The sequence below is a fragment of the Aestuariibacter salexigens DSM 15300 genome (assembly GCF_000429145.1).
GTDB lineage: Bacteria > Pseudomonadota > Gammaproteobacteria > Enterobacterales > Alteromonadaceae > Aestuariibacter > Aestuariibacter salexigens.
Map to the genome: position 1 here is coordinate 660,076 of NZ_AUBH01000001.1, position 20,057 is coordinate 680,132.

At 48.9% G+C, this 20,057-nt stretch carries 19 protein-coding genes; 12 read left to right on the forward strand and 7 right to left on the reverse strand.

The window, feature by feature from the left end; all coding sequences use genetic code 11:
• Window positions 1–16: 16 nt before the first annotated feature.
• Complete coding sequence (locus tag G441_RS0102995; protein ID WP_026374980.1) at window positions 17–1,084, reverse strand: AI-2E family transporter; 1,068 nt, start codon at window positions 1,082–1,084, stop codon at window positions 17–19.
• A 171-nt stretch (window positions 1,085–1,255) separates the two neighbouring features.
• Between G441_RS0102995 and G441_RS0103000 the strand changes: the two genes are divergently transcribed.
• Both G441_RS0103000 and bepA read left to right on the forward strand, forming a co-directional pair.
• Window positions 1,256–1,864, forward strand: a complete 609-nt coding sequence (locus G441_RS0103000) for a hypothetical protein (RefSeq protein ID WP_026374981.1) — start codon at window positions 1,256–1,258, stop codon at window positions 1,862–1,864.
• A 101-nt stretch (window positions 1,865–1,965) separates the two neighbouring features.
• Window positions 1,966–3,420: a beta-barrel assembly-enhancing protease gene (gene bepA / locus G441_RS0103005; protein WP_051275293.1), complete on the forward strand. Its 1,455-nt coding sequence runs from the start codon at window positions 1,966–1,968 to the stop codon at window positions 3,418–3,420.
• Here bepA and G441_RS0103010 read toward each other — a convergent pair.
• Window positions 3,406–3,888, reverse strand: coding sequence for a TlpA family protein disulfide reductase (locus G441_RS0103010; protein WP_034474164.1), 483 nt, complete (start codon window positions 3,886–3,888; stop codon window positions 3,406–3,408). The genes bepA and G441_RS0103010 overlap by 15 nt on opposite strands.
• Before the next feature lie 79 nt (window positions 3,889–3,967).
• Here G441_RS0103010 and arsC point away from each other — a divergent pair, with 79 nt between their 5' ends.
• The 4 genes from arsC to G441_RS0103030 are packed head-to-tail and all read left to right on the forward strand — an operon-like array spanning window position 3,968 to window position 7,261.
• Entirely contained in the window at window positions 3,968–4,318 is a 351-nt protein-coding gene (arsC, locus tag G441_RS0103015) for an arsenate reductase (glutaredoxin) (RefSeq protein WP_026374984.1), read from the forward strand.
• Window positions 4,315–4,911, forward strand: coding sequence for an NAD(P)H:quinone oxidoreductase (wrbA, locus tag G441_RS0103020; protein ID WP_026374985.1), 597 nt, complete (start codon window positions 4,315–4,317; stop codon window positions 4,909–4,911). Before arsC ends, wrbA begins: the two co-directional genes overlap by 4 nt.
• Complete coding sequence (locus G441_RS0103025; RefSeq protein WP_240485067.1) at window positions 4,908–5,336, forward strand: DUF2069 domain-containing protein; 429 nt, start codon at window positions 4,908–4,910, stop codon at window positions 5,334–5,336. Before wrbA ends, G441_RS0103025 begins: the two co-directional genes overlap by 4 nt.
• Window positions 5,336–7,261: a hypothetical protein gene (locus G441_RS0103030; protein ID WP_026374987.1), complete on the forward strand. Its 1,926-nt coding sequence runs from the start codon at window positions 5,336–5,338 to the stop codon at window positions 7,259–7,261. The genes G441_RS0103025 and G441_RS0103030 overlap by 1 nt, the downstream gene beginning before the upstream one ends.
• On the opposite strand, the gene hda is transcribed toward G441_RS0103030, so the two are convergent.
• Together hda and G441_RS0103040 are read right to left on the reverse strand one after the other, a co-directional pair.
• Window positions 7,233–7,952 (reverse strand): DnaA regulatory inactivator Hda, encoded by a 720-nt coding sequence (gene hda, locus G441_RS0103035; RefSeq protein WP_026374988.1) that lies wholly within the window; start codon window positions 7,950–7,952, stop codon window positions 7,233–7,235. The two genes, G441_RS0103030 and hda, sit on opposite strands and share 29 nt — an antisense overlap.
• Window positions 7,953–9,161, reverse strand: a complete 1,209-nt coding sequence (locus tag G441_RS0103040) for a DUF2066 domain-containing protein (RefSeq protein WP_084407252.1) — start codon at window positions 9,159–9,161, stop codon at window positions 7,953–7,955.
• Window positions 9,162–9,342: 181 nt separating this feature from the next.
• On the opposite strand from G441_RS0103040, the gene purM reads away from it, so the two are divergent.
• From purM to fadE, 4 genes are all read left to right on the forward strand, one after another.
• The gene (purM, locus tag G441_RS0103045; protein ID WP_026374990.1) at window positions 9,343–10,380 is read left to right on the forward strand and encodes a phosphoribosylformylglycinamidine cyclo-ligase; all 1,038 of its coding nucleotides are present in this window, start codon (window positions 9,343–9,345) and stop codon (window positions 10,378–10,380) included.
• Window positions 10,381–11,025: a phosphoribosylglycinamide formyltransferase gene (gene purN / locus G441_RS0103050; protein ID WP_026374991.1), complete on the forward strand. Its 645-nt coding sequence runs from the start codon at window positions 10,381–10,383 to the stop codon at window positions 11,023–11,025. It abuts the gene before it with no gap.
• Complete coding sequence (locus G441_RS0103055) at window positions 10,985–11,749, forward strand: DUF3108 domain-containing protein (RefSeq protein WP_084407253.1); 765 nt, start codon at window positions 10,985–10,987, stop codon at window positions 11,747–11,749. The genes purN and G441_RS0103055 overlap by 41 nt, the downstream gene beginning before the upstream one ends.
• A gap of 134 nt (window positions 11,750–11,883) precedes the next feature.
• Window positions 11,884–14,421 (forward strand): acyl-CoA dehydrogenase FadE, encoded by a 2,538-nt coding sequence (gene fadE / locus G441_RS17770; protein WP_051275294.1) that lies wholly within the window; start codon window positions 11,884–11,886, stop codon window positions 14,419–14,421.
• Here fadE and add read toward each other — a convergent pair whose 3' ends face one another.
• From add to acs, 3 genes are all read right to left on the reverse strand, one after another.
• Window positions 14,422–15,423 carry an adenosine deaminase gene (gene add / locus G441_RS0103065; protein ID WP_026374993.1) on the reverse strand — a complete coding sequence of 334 codons (1,002 nt, stop codon included), beginning with the start codon at window positions 15,421–15,423 and terminating at the stop codon, window positions 14,422–14,424.
• Window positions 15,424–15,446: 23 nt separating this feature from the next.
• Window positions 15,447–16,082, reverse strand: a complete 636-nt coding sequence (locus G441_RS0103070) for a response regulator transcription factor (RefSeq protein WP_026374994.1) — start codon at window positions 16,080–16,082, stop codon at window positions 15,447–15,449.
• Window positions 16,083–16,201: 119 nt separating this feature from the next.
• Window positions 16,202–18,148 carry an acetate--CoA ligase gene (gene acs / locus G441_RS0103075; RefSeq protein WP_026374995.1) on the reverse strand — a complete coding sequence of 649 codons (1,947 nt, stop codon included), beginning with the start codon at window positions 18,146–18,148 and terminating at the stop codon, window positions 16,202–16,204.
• 181 nt (window positions 18,149–18,329) lie between these two features.
• Here acs and cmoA point away from each other — a divergent pair, with 181 nt between their 5' ends.
• Together cmoA and cmoB are read left to right on the forward strand one after the other, a co-directional pair.
• On the forward strand, window positions 18,330–19,061 hold the full coding sequence (cmoA, locus tag G441_RS0103080; protein ID WP_026374996.1) for a carboxy-S-adenosyl-L-methionine synthase CmoA: 732 nt from the start codon (window positions 18,330–18,332) through the stop codon (window positions 19,059–19,061).
• 17 nt (window positions 19,062–19,078) lie between these two features.
• Complete coding sequence (cmoB, locus tag G441_RS0103085; protein WP_156896267.1) at window positions 19,079–20,053, forward strand: tRNA 5-methoxyuridine(34)/uridine 5-oxyacetic acid(34) synthase CmoB; 975 nt, start codon at window positions 19,079–19,081, stop codon at window positions 20,051–20,053.
• The last annotated feature ends 4 nt before the right edge of the window (window positions 20,054–20,057 follow it).

Consider the following 20,057-nt stretch of genomic DNA (forward strand, 5'->3'; position numbering starts at 1 on the left):
GACCCGCGTTTGTACTCTATTCTGACGTTAGCTCCGTCACCGGGCTGGACCACGCATTGATGACGGCTTTTACCAGAGTTGCCAGAGGAATGGCGAAAAATACGCCCCAGAACCCCCATAACCCGCCGAAAAACAACACCGCAATGATGATGTACAGCGGGTGCAGGCTCACCGCTTCGGAAAAAAGCAGTGGCACAAGCAGATTACCATCCAGCACCTGAATAATGCCGTAAGCGACCATCAGGTACCAAAATTCCGGACTGACGCCCCATTGAAACAGTGCGACCGCAGCAACGGGGATCGTGACCACTGCCGCACCAATAAACGGGATAAGCACAGAAAAGCCCACTAACACGCCAAGCAGAATAGCGTAGCGTAGCTCCATAAACGCAAATACCGCGAACGACACGCCGCCGACAATGATGATCTCAATCACTTTTCCACGAATGTAGTTAGCGATCTGTGCGTTCATTTCTGTGCCGACCTGTTTAATCAGTCGTCGTTCTTTTGGTAACAATTTAGACAGACTGAATAAGAACTGATCGCGGTCTTTGAGCATGAAAAATACCATTAATGGTACCAAGACCAGATAGATTAATAACGCCGCGACGCTGCCAATAGACGCGAACGAAGCTGACAATACTTCTTCACCCAAATCTGTCGCTCTCAATTTCACTGTCAGTAACATTTGCTCAATCAGATCGGTTTGCACGTAAGCAGGGTATTTTTCCGGTAATGTCTCCACCCATTTTTGTGCACTGGCCCAAATTTGCGGGATCTCCTGCATCAGATTAATGCTCTGTTTTGACACAGATGGCACCAACCCCACCAGGGTAAGCACACTGATCCCGACAAACAATACCAGCACAAGAGATGCTGCATATCGCCGTGAAACCCCCAGTTTGCACATTTGTACAACTGGCCAATCAAGTAGATAGGCAATGACCGCTGCAACAATCACAGGCATCAATAAACTGCCCCATACCAACAGCAATACGCTGGTGATAATAAGCAGGATGAGCAACATGACAGAATCGGGATCAGAGAACTTACGCTGATACCAACGCCCTATTACACCGAACATAGCGATAACAGCAATCCTTACATGACAGTTATAATGGCGTGTAGTGTATCGGGAATTGTGCGGATGAAAAGAGCTAATTCCTGCTGAAGAATAAAAACTTCAACCTTCCCACAACACACCCTGTAATAATCATGCTACCATTTTTCGGCGTGTAGTCAGGAGGATATATCGTTGAGCAAGACGCATCAGAATCTTCGCCAAATTATTCAGTTAAAAAAGAAAATCAACTGGGGCGATTTACCCGCTGCGTTTCACGTGGTGACGACCTCGTTGTCGGATTTGGAAGGTCTGCAGGAACATGGCTTTGATCATCCTGTCAAGCGATTGCTGGACCGTCGCAACTGGTCGCTGAAAACGCTTCGAGGTCGTGAATTCGAAGACGGAAGCCTTGAGTTCGAATACAAACCCAGGGTTATCCTATATCGGACGAGCAATGAGTTGGATTTTGAGGTGAATTGTTACCCCCTGATTGACGATCAGGAAATTCGCCAATTTTGCCAGAATCAGCCGGGATTGCCGTTTAATACATGGGACCCAAATTACATGCGCAGCGTAGCCAAAGTATCAGGATTACCCGATTTCATGCGGCACACGTATTGGAGTGGCGACGACGCTGACCACGCACTGGTTGAGTATGCTAATTATCTGGTCGAGGGGCTTATTGTTTATCTGTCCAAGCATTTGGATATAGTAGAGATAAAAGGTAATTCCATTCGCGAAATTATTGAAGAAGTCGACCGGCGCGTTAAAGAACGTCAAGCTCAAAAAAACGGCTTTTAATCAAACCATTGAAACTGATCGTAGTATTTGAGGTTCTAAAAGCTGAAATACGTAAATGAGAGTCGATTAAGGGTGGTATGAAGGTTATTCACCGGTTACGAATGTATATCACGCGTGCAGCAGTGGTACTCCTTAGTGCCTGTGCATCTGTTGCGATAAATGCGCAGTCATTAAACCTTAACGACCGTAATGCCCTGCCAGAAATCGGCGTGGTTGCGTCTGATGCTATCAGCCTGGATAAAGAAAAGTTGATCGGCGACGCCATCATGCGCCAGCTGCGTGGTCAGGCACCTCTAATCTCAGACCCCCTGTTAGAAGAATACGTTCAGGATTTGGGTAACCGACTTGTCGTCGAAGCTGACAACGCTAAATTTCCTTTCACATTCTTTTTAATTAATAACCCGGATATTAACGCGTTTGCTTTCTTTGGCGGTCATATCGGTATTCATACCGGTCTCATTGTTAATGCGCAGAATGAAAGCGAATTGGCCTCTGTCTTTGCCCATGAAATTAGCCACGTTACGCAACGGCACATCGCACGCAGGATCCAGGCCGCGCAGCGTTCAACACCATTACAAATCGCGTCGATGCTGGGTGGTGTGCTATTGGCCCTGGCGAATCCGGAAGCCGGCGTCGCGGCTATCAGCGCAGGCTCTGCCGCCGCACAGCAAGCGCAAATAAATTACACTCGTTCAAATGAGCAGGAAGCCGACAGGGTCGGTATCCAAATGCTGGCCAACGCGGGTTTTGACCCTCGTGGCGCAGGCACATTTTTTGAGAAGCTAGCTGAAAAATACCGACTGGTTTCAAAGCCCCCCGCGTTTCTGCTTACCCACCCGCTGCCAGAATCGCGTATTGCTGATGCAAGAGCCCGCGCTGACAGCTTCGCACCGCGCAGAGTGGCGCCAAGTTTACGTTTTCATCTGGCTAAAGCGCGCATACAGGCCAGGTACTTTGGCGATGCAAAACGCAACATTGAGATATTTCAAGATGCTCTGGATAAGCAGCGCTATGTATTCAGACAGGCCGCTGAATACGGTCTCGCGTTATCGTATCTACGAGATGAGCAAGTTGAGAAGGCAGAATTGCTTATCTCAAAACTGAATAATGATGATCCTGAAAATTTGTTTTATCTAGATACCCTGACGGATATTGGTTTAGAGCTGAAGCAGCCTGATAAAGTCCTGCCGGCGCTCAAGCAACATGCACAACGCACCCCTCGAAATCCGGTTGTGGCGCTGAATCTGGCCAATGCGTCGATTAAAATCGGGGATTTTGATGCCGCAACACAAATTTTGCGCGATTTCTTGTTAGTTAATCCGGAGCACTATCTCTCCTATCAATTGCTGACAGAGGCCTATGGTGAAAACAATCAGATGCTGGAGATGCACCAGTCCAGAGCTGAGGTTTACGCATTGGTAGCGGCCTACCCTCGGGCCATTGACGAACTGCAACACGCCTATAATTTTGCTGCTGACAGACACTTAGAAAAACAGCGGATCCGTGCCAGAATTGAGCAATTTAGAACCGCTCAGGAGCGATTACGAGCCCTCTAGCAGCGCCAGGGCCTGAATAAGTTTTTGCGCACTTTGCTCACCTAGCAGATGCCGTGCGACAGTGCCATCGGGGCGAATCAAATAGGTTGCAGGTAAGCTATCCGGACGCTGCATTGGCATATTAACCGCCCCTGTTTTTATCAGCGGAAATTCCATCTCATACTGAGTTTTAATACGCCGTAGTTCGCTGTCGCTGACCTGATCGAAACTCACGGCAAATAAACTCACGTTGTCGTTTGTTTTGCTGTACTCGTTAAACTCATTTAATTCAGGCACCTCTTTCAGGCACGGCGCGCACCATTCCGCGAAATAATTTACTACCACCCACTGTCCCTGTAATTGCTGCCATTGATAGGCACTGCCATCTAATGTCTCAAAATCTACATTGTCTTTATTATTGATAAAATGATAGGCGGATGCTCCTGCCAATGCGGCCAGGAAGGCAAACACAAACGTTTTCCACTGCATACATTCATTGATGGTTACTTTACCCAATCGTTAGGCTAACGATAGAATGACAGAAACACAACTTGCTAAGACTGGTGCTATGTCACAACTGAGTATTTATCACAACCCGCGCTGTTCAAAAAGCCGTCAAACATTACAATTATTGTCAGAACATGGCCAGCAGCCAGAGGTAATAGAGTATTTAAAAACGCCATTAGACATCACCGACGTACTGGCTCTGAAAGACAAACTTGGCGTTGATTCCGTGCGTGATTTCATGCGTGTCAAAGAAGCAGAATACAAAGAACTGAATCTGGCTAAGGTAGAGGATGAAAAAGCACTGGCAAAAGCCATTACAGACCACCCAAAATTGCTAGAGCGTCCTATCGTGGTAAAGGATGGTCGAGCAAAAATCGGCAGACCGCCTGAAAACGTGCTGGAGCTGCTGTGACTCCCTATGTATTGGTGTTGTATTACAGCCGCCACGGCGCGACCGAGTCAATGGCCAGGAAAATCGCGCTAGGCGTCGAAAGACAGGGAATAGAAGCGCGACTGCGTACCGTCGCACCAATATCAGATAACCTTTCAGACCATGCACCAGCCGTCCCTGAATCTGGCGCCCCCTACGCATCACTCGCCGACTTGGAGCACTGTAGTGGTCTGGCGATGGGCAGCCCCACTCGATTTGGCAACATGGCTGGCGCGCTTAAGTATTTTCTCGACAGTAGCAGTGGACTCTGGTTGAAGGCGGCGCTGTGCGATAAACCCGCATGTGTGTTCACCTCAACATCAAGCTTACATGGCGGGCAGGAATCCACATTGCTGTCGATGATGTTGCCACTGTTGCATCATGGCATGGTGCTATGTGGCTTACCTTACGATGAACCCGCACTGCATCGAACCAAAACCGGAGGTAGTCCGTACGGAGTAACACACTGGGCGGTCGAACAAGACACCCCCTTGAGTGAAGATGAAGTAGAATTATGCATTGCGCAGGGTAAACGCCTGGCAATGCTGGCGACAAAGCTTGGGAGTGTGGTATGACGACACCAATGTCGACTAGAACCAAACGGTATCGTTATCTGGCACTAAGTGGTTTCATCGGGTTATTCTCATGGATGCTGCTCTGGTATTTCGTGTTTACCGATGACAGCCCCTACTCTGCGACCTTCATACTTTTGGTGTACGTATTGCCGTTAGTGTTTCCCGCGTCAGGCATTATTCGTGGGCGTCCATACACCCATGCATGGGCGAATTTCATCGTATTGTTCTACCTTATGCATGGCATCACTGCGCTGTATGCATCATCACAGCATTGGATATTTGCATCTATTGAGATCTTACTGGCAACAATAATGTTTGTCGGGTGTGCAATGTACGCCCGCCTAAGAGGCCAGGAATTAGGCATAGGTCTTAAAAAATTAAAAGATGTGATGGCGGAAGAGCGCGAGCGTTTCGAAGGAAAATAATGATGCGTGTGCTATGTATTGGTCTGCTCTTATTATTAACAGCCTGTGGCGGCTCATCAGGTTCAGACCGGCAAGCGCCTATCCCCGAACCTCCACCTGCGCCCATTACTAATCAGTTAACACCTACCGTGACCCAAGACAACCTCGAGCTGTTTGCGCCCGTGCAGGCATGGGTCGGCGAATCTGTTGGATTAAGTATTAAAAGTGCAGACTCAGACCCTATCAGCAGCATACAGTGGCAACAGATCTCAGGCCCTGAGGTTACTATACAAGCTGCTCACACACAGACTATCGGATTTGATATTCAATCCCCTGGCGATTATCAGTTTACCGTTATCGCCATCACCACGTCGGGCACTGAGCGGAGCTTATCGTATGGCTTTTCTGCACAAGAAACGTCATCACGGTTAGTGAGTATCAGGCTTGACCATAATGTCAGTGAGTTCGGTAATGTTTCTTTGCGGGTTGATATTCCCGACGCCCTTCAAGCGTCCGACATCGTATGGCAGCAGGATGCAGGTCCAGATGCAACTAACTGGCGTACACAGGAAGGTGACGACAGCGTATTGTTTTTTGTCGCGCCAGCGGTAGATGAGGACCAGGTTATTCAAGTCAGCGTAACGGTGACCGCCCAGGACGACACAACCTATTCGGATACAGCACTGATCAGCGTGCATAATGCGGATATTGATTGGAGCGGGTATTTCCCTGCCGCTGACATCGGCGATCGCGTCGTCACAGAAGACATGCTGGTCGCGATGCCCGGCGATCCTCATCAGAATGCATTGATAGATTGTCTGTACAGCAATCGACTTACCAGTAGCTGTCGTTTTTCAACATTACCCCTGATTGGTCAACGCGGCTACCTGCCCAGTGTTGAAGACATCATGCAACGTACTATCGTGTCACATCCGTGGATGGCTGAAAGGTTCGAGGCGTTTTTGCAACAATCTGAGGCAGGTGATGACATTCGACAGTTACTAAGCGCGACGACCGGCGTAGTCATCGCGTATGATATTCGTCCTGCATTCTACTGGTCTGCCACTGGCGCGATCTATCTCGATCCTCAGTATCTGTGGGGGACGGCACAAGAGCGTGATACGTTAAGTTTTCTCCCCGACCCTCGTGCTGATAATGGCAGAGACTTACAGTTCGGCATTTTCTGGCGTTATGTAAAAAATGGCGAATACTTTTTTGGTGGCCGCGACTACCCAGTATCAGAGCGTGCCGAACGGCCGTTTTCGAACATTGAAGCATCACTGGCATTTTTGCTCTATCATGAACTCGCTCACGCCAATGACTTTATTCCCCCGTCCAAATGGGCGTCATTGAATGACAATGACAGTCCGTTAAGTACTACCAATAATGACGCCGCGCTTTCTGAAGGGTTTAGTCAGCGCTTTCCGCTAGGTTCCCAAGAGATGAAGGCGCTGGCACAGGTCAGTTTCTTTGGCGAAACGGCAACAGAGCAACAGAAAGCGTTTACATCAGTCGATATTGAACAGTTTTTCGTCCCCGACCTAGCCCCTACTTACTATTCGTATTCGACAATCTATGAAGATTTCGCCACCCTGTTCGAGCGCTTTATGATGGCATATCGGTTTGATGCCTATGCTGATGTCGGCATTATTAGTATCGTCGACAACCCTGATGTATTGGTTACCTGGGGTCAGCGGGGCCGGTTCAATGATGTCCGACTACAGCCCAGAGTGAGAGATGTGGTCAGTCGCATCATCCCATCATTGGATGTCCGCAGCATTCAGCAGCAACTTCAACAACCTCGCCTGTTGGATAGTAATAAAAGCTGGTGGGATAATCTGAATCTTGACAGTGAGGGTTACGCGTTACCGGAAGAAGTGCGTAACGTCAGTCTCAGAGACGAAATGCGCGGTTTACCTACTCACATTCATCGAGGTCATCAATAACCTGCTTAACAAACGGAATGGTCAGCCGTCGCTTCTGCTGTAATGACAGTCTATCGAGGGTATCAAGTATTGAGATTAGCGAGGGTAAGTCACGCCGCCAGCGAGTCACCAGGTAATGTGCGACCTGTTCGGGCATCGGAATCGAGCGTGCGGCGGCACGTTGGCAAAGCACATCTAAACGCTGTTCATCATTGAGAGGTACCAGGCGATGCACCATACCCCAACTGAGACGGGACTTTAGGTCGGCTAGTTCAAGAGCAAGACTTGAAGGGCCTGCGTCACCGGTGATCACAATCACGCCCTGATTAAGTTCAATGACCCTGTTTATCAGATCAAACAGCGCAATCTGCCACTCTTTATGGGCGGCTAACGCATGTACATTGTCGACACACACTATGCGATGGTGCTCAAGTCCTTCACATACTGCCACATCGAGTGATAATAACTGTTCGGCATCGAGGTAACAGGCGCTAAGCTGATGGCTGTCGGCGTGCTGACACAGTGCACTTAAACAGTGAGTTTTGCCGGAGCCCGTTTCGCCACTGATATACACGATGGGTGGTTGCTGCGCATCAAGCAGCCGGTCTGACTGTAAAAACGCAATAAGCTGCGCATTTTCAGCGCTGACAAAGTTCGCAAACGTATGCTGCTCTCGCATTGCTACGGGTAAAGTCAGTTGCATGGACGACATTTACGGCATCCAGATGAAGTTCAATTCATCGGTAGCACGGCCGAATTCATCGACCACCCGTTGCAAGCGGCTATCAAGTCTGATCGCATTAAGCAAATCGTCCTGTGAACCCATCATGTCCAGTGCGAATATCGCCTGATTTCCCTGTTGGGTGCGGATCATCGCGCTGTCTACCAGCGTTAAACTGTCCAAAAATTCGGATATCGCGACATACTTGTCGAGACTATCAACATTTGTGATTTTGATGTCGAGTTGATTCCTCGCCATCAACAAATTTTCCGTATCCAGTGCGTATCGGCTGGCCAGCACATCCGCCAGATTATCGATGAGTTCAGTGATGGCTGCTTCATGTGTTGTGGCACTCAGCTCTCCAAACTGCACATTGCGCTGTGTAAGCAGCGTCCACTCAATGATGATAGGTGCCTCGTCGCTTCCCATTGCCGTAAATTCATCTTGGCTGAATGCCGAGCGTGCGCGGTTGACAGCCAGAAGTTGCTGAGTTTGTACAGTCGCTTGCTGAGTCAGGTTCCTGACGTCATACATTCTTGCTGCCAGCACATAGTCGGGTTGGTATCGCTGGCTGGCAGTGTCAATTCTCTCGACAAACCGTCCCCACACGTCGTAAACGCTAATCTGCTGAACATCGGTTAAATCCATAAGCGGAAAGGCAACCGGGATAGCTCGCTTAGTGGCTGCTTCGATTAGCCATTGCTTTATCGTAGAAGCGCTAAAATCATTAACTAACCGACGTTCAAAACCGCCTTTTTGCCCATTTGGCTCTTCATAGGCCAGCCAGATAAGACTGTCGGGACGTCTCATACCCCAAATGGGAAACCCGGACGACTTAACCAACTCCTCTACCTTTTGTTCATTAAACGTAGCGTGGTAAATCAGTTGGCCATCGCGACTTTCAAAGCGAAATGAATTCAACAGGCTTTCTGCCTGTCGCACAGCGCGGCGGATATCAGCACTCTCGAGTAAGGCGTCACTGCCGCTGATCTTAACCAGTACATCTCTAAGTGCCTGTTGCATTGCCGTATCTTGGGTGCGTTGGCTCTGATCAGAAACAACCACAGATGCCTCATTCAGCCCAGACACTATGGCAGCATGCGCGTTTACTACAACATTACTGATGAGTATCCAGACCACACTACTGACACGCAGCCATCGCGATATGCCCAACAACAATCTAGAGACAAAGATGTGCATTAAATCTTAGTAATCAAAAACATGTAAATTTAGACCTATTGTCGAATAAATCGCTATGAATTGCATCAACACAAATGACTAAACTAATAAGTCTTTGTCAGGATCCGCTTGCAGCTATACCCATTAAAGGGTTGAACTGGTAGAATCTGCGCGTTTTTAAGTACTGTGCCGTGGGGAAAGCGTGAGCGAGAGTAAACCATCATTAAGTTATAAAGACGCAGGTGTTGATATTGATGCCGGTAACCAGTTGGTTGAACGGATCAAATCTGTTACAAAGCGGACTCATCGACCTGAAGTCAGGGGCGGTTTAGGTGGCTTTGGCGCACTCTGCGCTATTCCCGAAAAATATAAACGTCCGCTTTTGGTTTCCGGTACCGACGGTGTAGGCACTAAGTTACGTTTGGCCATGGACGCAGGCCGCCATGATGGTATTGGCATCGATTTGGTTGCCATGTGTGTTAACGACCTGATTGTACAAGGTGCAGAACCCTTATTTTTCCTCGATTACTATGCAACAGGTGCGCTTAATGTTGATACCGCCGCAACCGTTGTGACTGGTATTGGTAAGGGCTGTGAACTGTCAGGTTGTGCACTCATCGGCGGGGAGACCGCCGAAATGCCAGGCATGTATGAAGGTGAAGACTATGACGTCGCAGGCTTCTGTGTAGGTGTTGTTGAACAGGACGATGTAATAGACGGCAGTAAAGTCAGTGCCGGTGATGCACTTATTGCGCTGGCATCCAGCGGTCCACATTCTAACGGTTACTCATTGATCCGCAAAATCATCGACGTTAGCAATGCCGATCTCAATCAGATGCTAAATGGCAAGCCGTTGGCTGACCACTTGCTGGAGCCGACTCGAATTTATGTCAAATCGGTACTGGCACTGCTCGAAAAAGTGGATGTACACGCGATTTCACATATTACCGGCGGTGGCTTCTGGGAGAATATCCCCCGGGTTTTACCAGATAATACGAAAGCCGTTATAGATGCAGCAAGTTGGCAGTGGCCAGAGATTTTCAACTGGCTACAGCAACAGGGCAATGTTACTGACCATGAGATGTATCGTACCTTTAACTGCGGTGTGGGTCTGATTATGGCTGTCAGTCAGGACGACGTGGCTTCGACGCTGGCAACATTATCTGAACATGGCGAAACTGCCTGGGTGATCGGCCATGTAGAGTCCAACACCACTGGCCAACAAGTGGAGCTGCGTTAAGTGGAAGCCTGTAGAATTGTTGTGTTGGTATCGGGTAACGGGTCTAATCTGCAGGCTATTATCGACCATCTCGAAAAAGGTAAAACTGAAGGCGAGATTGTCGCGGTATTTGCCAACCGCCCTTCTGCATATGGGCTGACTCGTGCCAGTGACGCCGGCATTCCGGCTCACTGTATCGACCATAAAGCCTATGCAAGTAGAGAAGAGTATGATGCTGCGTTGATGCAACACATTGATAGCTATTCGCCTGATCTCATTGTGCTTGCAGGTTTTATGCGTATTCTTACTGAACCGTTCGTACAACATTATCACGGTCGCATGTTGAACATTCATCCTTCGCTGTTGCCGAAGTATAAAGGGCTCGATACTCATCAGCGCGCATTGGACGCGGGTGAACTTGAGCATGGTGCTTCGGTACATTTTGTCACGGCTGAACTGGACGGCGGCCCCGTTATCATTCAGTCTAAAGTACCGATTTACGAAGATGATGATGCCAGCACCTTACAACAACGTGTGCAATACCAGGAGCGTGATATCTACCCACTGGTGGTGCAATGGTTTTGTAACGGTCGCCTCAGGCTTAATGACAACGTGGTATTTCTTGATGGAAAAGCTCTTCCTGCGCAAGGCTACGCAGCCGATTAATTCTATATTTAGCGACACATGCAAGTGGCTGTTAATGGCATTTGCCGCTTGTTGCAGTCTGGCAGCCACTGCACAATCTACTTTTCAGCCGTTTGAAGCGACTTATGTGGCCTATCGTTATGGGGATGACGTTGGTCACGCGTCTATGTCATTACAAAAGCAGCAGGACGACCTGTACAGGCTTGAATATTATTCCAAAGTATCCAAGTTTTTTCTTTCTGATAAACGCCAGGAAGTTAGCGTGTTCAAACTTGAAAACCGCACTCCTGTACCAATCAAATATGACTACACTCGCACCGGAACCGGGCCGGATAAGAAGCTGTCGGTTGAATTCAATGCTGTCGATAATACTGTGCTGATTGATGGCAAACCCCAGTACGATTGGCATGGTGAAACCGATAACCAATTATATCGTTTAGATCTCTCCGCACGCCTCGCCGATGGCGAAAGTGAATTTGATTATCAATTCATCAATTCACGAGGCGAGCAGCGTCAGTACCACATTGTCGTCCTCGACAAAGAGCAATTAGAGCTACCATTTGGCATGCTTGAAGGCATCAAAGTAAAAATTCAGCGTGAAACGAATAAACGCGAGACGTTCGCCTGGTTTGCCCCCTCCCTTAATTATGTATTGGTGCAATTACAACAGCTTAAAGAAGGCGAAGAACAGGGGCAGATCCGGCTTCAGCAATACCGGTCGTTAGTCCCTAAAAATGCGCAGTAGGATTGTGTAAGTAACACAGTACGCTACGTTTCCGATCCCATATGGATTGTTGTTCGTAGAGCCATTAGAAACTTGATTTCGGCCAGCTTAATGCTTAACTTAGTCTGGTCTGACCTCCATTTTGGTGACTGTTTATGAATTTTGAAATCTGGCTCCTTATCTTCCTCGCGATCATTGCCGGAACCGCGTTTTTCCGTTTGTCATTGGTAAATGCCAGCATGGTTGCTGCGGCATGGTTACTATTCGGCTCAATGACGGGCGATGTAGGCTTCTGGTCATGGTTAATTTTTGCAGTAGTCGCTATTCCTCTCAACGTTAAATCAGTGCGAATGGAATATTTAACTAAGCCGCTATTTGCTATGTATCGCCGCGTCATGCCTGAAATGTCTAAAACAGAACAGGAAGCGATAGATGCCGGCACGGTATGGTGGGATGGTGAATTATTCAGTGGTGCACCAGACTGGCAAAAAATGCATCAATACCCATCGCCCAGGCTGAGTAAGGAAGAGCAGGCGTTTCTGGATGTCCCGTGTAACAAAGTCTGTAACATGGTCGACGAGTGGCAAATTAACCACCAGGACGCAGATTTATCCCCAGAAATCTGGCAGTACCTTAAAGAACATAAGTTCTTTGCCATGATCATTAAGAAGCAATATGGCGGGCTGGAGTTTTCTGCCTATGCTCAGTCTCGGGTATTACAAAAACTCGCCGGTGTCAGTTCTGTGCTGTCTAGTACCGTAGGCGTACCCAACTCATTGGGACCAGGTGAATTACTCCAACACTACGGCACCAAAGAGCAGCAGGATTATTATTTACCCCGTCTGGCTGCCGGCGACGAAATCCCCTGCTTTGCACTGACTGGTCCAGAGGCTGGTTCAGACGCTGGCTCCATACCTGACATCGGTGTGGTGTGCGAAGGCGAATGGGAAGGCAAGAAGGTGTTGGGTATGAAACTCACCTTCTCAAAACGCTACATTACACTGGCACCTGTCGCAACGGTGATAGGATTGGCCTTCAAACTTCAGGATCCCGATGGATTATTAGGCGATGAGGAAGATCTCGGCATCACTTGTGCGCTGATCCCCAGGGATACTAAGGGTCTCAATATTGGTCGTCGTCACTTCCCTTTGAATACCCCGTTCCAGAACGGCCCGCTTGATGCGAAAGATATGTTTGTGCCATTGGACTTCATCATTGGTGGACCACGTATGGCCGGTCAGGGTTGGAGAATGCTGGTTGAATGTCTGTCTGTTGGACGCTGTATCACCCTGCCCTCGACGTCTGCAGGCGGCACAAAATCCATGGCACTGTCGACGGGTGCGTATGCGCGGATACGCCGTCAATTCAAACTCCCCGTAGGTAAAATGGAAGGCATTGAAGAAATGCTGGCCAGAATTGGCGGCAACGCCTACCTGATGGATGCGGTAACACGCTTTTCAACCACAGCGGTTGACCAGGGTGAAAAGCCCTCAGTGATATCTGCCATCTGTAAATATCACCTCACTGAAAAAATGCGCCAGTGTGTGAATGATGCCATGGATGTGCACGGCGGTAAGGGTGTCATGCTCGGGCCGAACAATTATCTCGGACGTGGTTACCAGGGGGCCCCGATAGCCATCACTGTCGAAGGGGCGAATATTCTGACCCGTAATATGATGATTTTCGGTCAGGGTGCGATGCGCTGTCACCCCTATGTGCTGGCAGAATTACATGCTGCTGCTCTGGACGACAAAGACGAGGCATTACACGCATTCGACAAAGCCATGTGGGGTCACATCGGTTTTGTATTCAGCAATATGGTGCGCAGCGTATGGTACGGCATTGGCGGCACATTATTAGCTGGGGCGCCGTTTAAAGATGAAACTGCGCAGTACTATCGTTCCATGCAAAGACTGGCAGCAAATCTGGCGTTTTTAACCGATGTGGCAATGGGCGTTCTTGGCGGTGAGCTAAAACGCAAAGAACGGTTATCAGCTCGTTTAGGTGATATTTTAAGCTACTTGTATCTCGCTTCTGCAACGCTAAAGCGTTTTGACGAACAAGGTCGCCTGAAAGATGATTTACCACTGTTACACTGGGCAATGCAGGACTCGCTGTGTAAAGCAGAAGCGGCTATCGTTGGCTTGCTGAACAACTTCCCAAATAAAGTGTTAGGAAAAGTGTTGCTGACAATGATAATGCCGTTTGGCCAGCGACTATCACCACCGTCAGATGTCCTGGAACACCGCATTGCGACAATGTTACAAACCCCATCAGAAGCACGCACACGTCTTGGCGACGGACAGTATGTGACGCGCGAAGATGGCAACCTGCTCGGCGATCTTGAACAGACGTTGGATGATGTATTAGCCAGCGAACCTGTATATGACAGGATTTGTAAGGCACGTGGACAATACCTGCCTTTCACAGGACTGGACAAGCTGGCTCAGGACGCGCTTAAGGATGGTATTATCAATAAGGATGAAGCGGAACTGCTCACTCGAACGGAAGCAGGACGTTTACGTACTATAAACGTAGATGATTTTGATAACAGTGAACTTATCGCTGCAACGTCGTCACTAAATCAGGCTAAGGCAACGCGCAAACGGACCACGTCTGCTTCAACCAAAACAGCGAAGAAAACGTCGACCACCAGAAAGCGGACGACGAAAAAAGAAGAAACAACTGCCTAGCTAGCGCGTTAAAGCGCGCTCAAACATGGCCTTCTTTTCAGTGTCTGATAAGAAGGCCTGCTCTACCCCGTTACGCTGTATCTGTGCGAGTTGCTGTTCATTAAACCCGATAACGCGATGCGCCACGTCATATTCGTACTGAATATCTATCGCGGATACACCGGGATCATCGGTATTCAGGGTTACGGGTAAGCCGCGTTCGAAAAACTGTCGCATTGGATGGGATGGTATATCCTGTACGGTTGCGGTCTGATAATTTGACGTCGGGCAGGATTCTATACCGATATTATTGTCGGCCAGATAGTCCATCAATGTAGGATCCTGTATGGCTGCTACACAATGGCCAATACGCGTCGCACCCAATAGTTTTATTGCATTCCAGATACTTTCCGGGCCTGCCGCTTCGCCTGCATGGACGGTAACCTGCCATCCAGCATCACGGCCTTTATCGAATAAACCTTTAAACAGCTCTGCAGGATAATTAATTTCATCACCCGCCAGATCTAACGCTGTGATATCCGTTTTATGGGCCAATAACCCTTCAAGCTCTTGCTGGCAGGCTTGCACGCCAAATGTTCTCGACAATATGCCTATCAGGTTGGCTTTAACACCAAAATCCGTCTCACCCTGCCGGACACCATCCACTACGGCAGCAACAACCTCAGCAACGTTGAGATTATGGGGCTGCGCCATGTAATAAGGTGAAAATCGTAGCTCGACATAATCCAGGTTTTCGTTGAATGCGTCCTGCATATTGGCGTAAGCAACCTGACGACACGCATCAACATCGGCCAACACCGAAATGCCATAATCAAGGCGCTTCAAAAACGCTAATAAGTCACTGGTTTTGTCCTGAATCTGCGCCAGCGGGATTAATTCCTCCAGGCTCGACGCAGACAATTGGATATCATATTTTTGCGCCAGCTCCCAGATAAGAGCAGGCTTGATGTTGCCATCCAGATGACGATGTAAGTCAACCAATGGCAATTGTGTATTGATCATAAGATTACCCGCGTTGGCGTGAATTAATCGAGATTAAGGTTTTCAACCAACAGCACGGCTTGGGTGCGTGAATTGACATTCAGTTTTTTGAATATTGCACTGATGTGCGCCTTAATCGTGGCTTCGGTCACATGCATATCATCGGCAATTTGCTTATTCATCAGGCCATGCTGAAGCTTCTTGAGCACTTCGAATTGCTTCGGTGTTAACTCTCGCAACTTTTCTGCGGCATTTAAAGCATTGTCATCAACGCTATCGAGTTTCGTTTCGATATCAGCCGGTAACCAGCTATTGCCCGCCAGAACCTGGTTGATGGCAGCACCAATATCTACAGTACGGGTGGATTTAGGAATAAACGCTCTGGCACCAAAACGCATGACCTGAGCAATAACCGTTAAATCTTCATTCGCCGAAATCACGGCGACAGGCAACTGTGGGTAATCGCTTGCCAGCCGGATTAAACCGTAAAAGTGATCACAGCCGGGCATTTGCAGGTCAAGCAGCACTAAATCAATATCTCGATTTTTCTCAATAACAGCGAGTAATGTATCAAGCGAGTCCGCCTCGAGCATATTTACTGGGCCAACAACAGGCGGTAAAGCAGCAATGAGCGCTTCTCTGAATAACGGGTGATCATCTGCGATGAGGATTTTTTTCATATCGACGTGCAATACACCTTAATAATTATAGGGATAGACTAATACTTTAGGTTAACAAGGTGAAGTAAAAAAGCCGCCTGAGGACACAGCGGCTTTGTAGCTAACATTAATGATAAAAATTAGCGATTAAGCCTGTTCTCAATGAGCTGCTCTACCACGCCAGGCTCTGCCAGCGTCGAAGTATCACCCAGTTGAGCGAAATCATTTTCAGCAATCTTTCGCAAAATGCGACGCATGATTTTCCCGGAGCGGGTTTTTGGCAGGCCACTGGTCCATTGAATGTGGTCTGGCGAGGCGATAGGGCTGAGATCTTCCCTCACCCATTTACGCACTTCCGTAGTTAATTCATCGCTGACGTCGGTGCTTGCAGTGGGCAGCAGGTAAACATAAATGCCCTGCCCTTTAATATCATGTGGATAGCCAACCACAGCCGCTTCGGCAACGGCAGGATGGGCAACCAGAGAGCTTTCAATTTCAGCCGTACCTAACCGGTGTCCTGACACGTTTAGCACGTCATCTACGCGACCAGTAATCCAGTAGTACCCATCGTTATCCCTGCGCACCCCGTCGCCCGCAAAATACTGTCCTTCATAAGTAGAAAAATAGGTTTGTACAAATCGCTCGTGATCGCCCCAAAGCGTCCTGGCCTGTCCGGGCCAGGAATCCGCAATCGTCAGATTACCTTCTGCTTCACCTTGCAATGCCTGCCCGTTAGTATCCACTACCTGAGGTTTGACACCAAAAAAAGGCAGTGTTGCAGAGCCTGGCTTTAATGCAGTTGCGCCTGGCAACGGCGTGATCATGATGCCTCCGGTTTCAGTTTGCCACCAGGTATCGACGATCGGACACTGACTGTTGCCAATGACCCGGTAATACCACTCCCAGGCTTCAGGGTTGATAGGTTCACCAACGCTGCCCAGCACGCGCAATGTGCTGCGTTCGCTACCTTGTCCAGGTTCGTCCCCCTTTGCCATTAATGCGCGAATGGCAGTGGGTGCAGTATAAAGAATATTCACCTTATGTTTATCTACCACCTGGCCAATGCGTTTCACATCAGGATAGTTGGGCACGCCTTCAAACATCAGAGTGGTCGCACCGTTCGCCAGTGGGCCATACACAATATAGGAATGTCCCGTCACCCAGCCTACGTCCGCCGCACACCAATAAATATCATCCGGGTGGTAGTCAAACACATAGTGATGCGTCAGCGAGGCATAGACCAGATAGCCGCCCGTGGTATGCAGCACTCCTTTTGGTTTGCCGGTGCTACCAGAGGTATACAGGATGAACAGTGGGTCTTCAGCGTTCATTACCTCGACAGGACACTCTGTTGAGCAATCTTGTACCAATTCGTGCCACCATACATCAACATCACTGTTCCACTCTGGCTCGGCATCAGTATGTTGCAACACGACAACGTGACGGATGGGTGTGTTTTTCTCGCTGGCCAATGCTTTATCAACATTGTCTTTGAGCGCCACTCGCCCGCCACCGCGGCGACCTTCATTTGCCGTAATCACTAAGCAGGCATCACAATCCTCGATACGATCGGCGATGGCGTTTGGTGAAAAGCCGCCGAACACGACTGAATGGATCGCGCCGATACGGGCACAAGCGAGCATCGCATACGCCGCCTCGGGAACCATTGGCATGTAAATAATGACGCGGTCCCCTTTTTTTACACCGAGCTTTTTAAGGCCATTAGCCAGTCTGCTCACTTCTTCTTTTAACTCGGCGTAACTGATGTGCTTATCCCACTCAGGCTCGTCGCCTTCCCAGATAATCGCGGTTTTATCGGGGGTTGCTTCTGCGTGACGGTCTACACAATTAAAACACGCATTAAGCTGGCCATCTTCGTACCACTTAATACTGACATTATCTTTGCTAAAGGATGTGTTTTTGACTCGCGTAAACGGCGTTATCCAGTCAAGACGTTTAGCCTGCTGTGACCAGAACCCCTCAGGATCGGTCACCGACTGCTCATATAACTGCTGATACCCCTGACTATCGATATGCGCTCTGGAGGCTGTGCGCTCCCCCACCGGATACAACTTTACTTCATGCATGTGACTGTCCTGTCTACAAATAAGATGAGAATAAATTACATGGTTCCAGTTGGAAATGCCAAGTCACCAAACATATTCATGATCTGTGTCAAACCGATTTCAAAATTGCCCAAAACACGCCACAAAGGTAGAATGGCGCCCGTTTTCAACAAGACCCAAGGTATGCAGTGTGAGTCCAGTTATTGGCGGCAAAGACAAGCTGTTTGCCACGCAGCGGGAGCGCGTGGGTGATTTTCGTTTCGATGACAGCGTAGCCGACGTTTTTCCGGACATGATTGAGCGCTCAGTTCCCGGCTATCCCACAATTGTGGATGGCATAGGACAGCTTGCCGCTCGCTATGCGCAACCCCACACTCAGCTTTACGATTTAGGTTGTTCGCTTGGTGCCGTCACGGTGGCGATGCGTCATTACCTCAACACACCCGACTGTCAGATCATTGCAGTTGATAACTCAGAAGCGATGGTGGCGCGCTGCAGACGCCATATTCAGGCATATAAATCGAACACGCCTGCAGACGTTATCCTGCAGGACATTAACGACACACCAATATCCGATGCTTCAGTGGTTGCTATGAATTTCACCTTGCAATTTATCCAGCCACATGAGCGAGAGCCACTACTGACACGTATTTTTGCGGGGCTAAAACCTGGCGGAGTGTTGTTACTATCTGAAAAGGTTCGCCATGAAACTGAGCCTGGTGATGAAATGCTGGTCGATTTGCACCATGAATTTAAACGACGCAACGGCTACAGCGAACTGGAAATTAGTCAAAAGCGCACGGCCCTGGAAAATGTGATGAAGATCGACAGCGTCGAAACACAAACGTCTCGTCTGCGCTCTGTTGGTTTTACTGACGTTATCACCTGGTTCCGTTGTTTTAATTTTGTCTCGATGGTTGCAGTAAAATCATGACCCTGGCACAGCAGTGGCTGCCACAGCAGTGGTTCCAGCAATTTTATGCACGTATCTCGATGACGCCGCTTAGTCATTGGCTTGATACGCTACCTGCACAGCTAACCCACTGGCAAAAACATGATGTTCACGGAGAGTTTGCCAAGTGGCAGCGCTTACTTGCCAAACTGCCTTCGACAACCCCTTCTCACATAAATTTAACTGACTCAGTGACCATTGGGCTAGAACAAGACATCGAGCCCTACACCCAAAAACAAATAAAAGGGCTGCTGCAACAATTTATGCCGTGGCGCAAAGGCCCTTATTCTATTCACGGTGTGGAAATCGATACCGAATGGCGCTCAGACTGGAAATGGCAACGCTTGTGCAACCATATTAGCCCGCTACAAGGACGCACTGTACTGGATGTTGGCTGCGGCAGTGGCTACCATATGTGGCGCATGCTTGGCGACGAGGCTGATCTAGTGGTAGGCATCGATCCCACTGATTTATTTCTGATCCAATTTCAGGCCATTAAGCATTTTCACCCCCACGACGATATTCACCTGTTACCGGTAGGTATTGAACAGATGCCCGACTTGCAGGCATTTGATACCGTGTTTTCCATGGGCGTGCTTTATCATCGAAAAAGCCCGATTGACTTTTTACTGAAACTAAAACAGCAGCTTAAAAGGGGCGGCGAACTCATCCTCGAAACGCTGGTGGTAAATGGCGATGAAACCACGGTGCTGATGGCAGGCGAGCGCTACGCACAAATGCGCAACGTGTGGTACCTGCCAAGCGTAAAGGCTCTCACCGTGTGGATGTCGCGCTGCGGCTTTTCTAACATACGCTGCGTCGATATCAGTTACACCAGCACCGACGAGCAGCGTGCTACCGAATGGATGCCCAATCAGTCGCTGCAAGATTTCCTCGACCCTGACGATCCGAGCTTAACCATAGAAGGTTATCCCGCTCCTCAGCGCGCGGTGCTGATTGCAGAGCGATCATAACTTG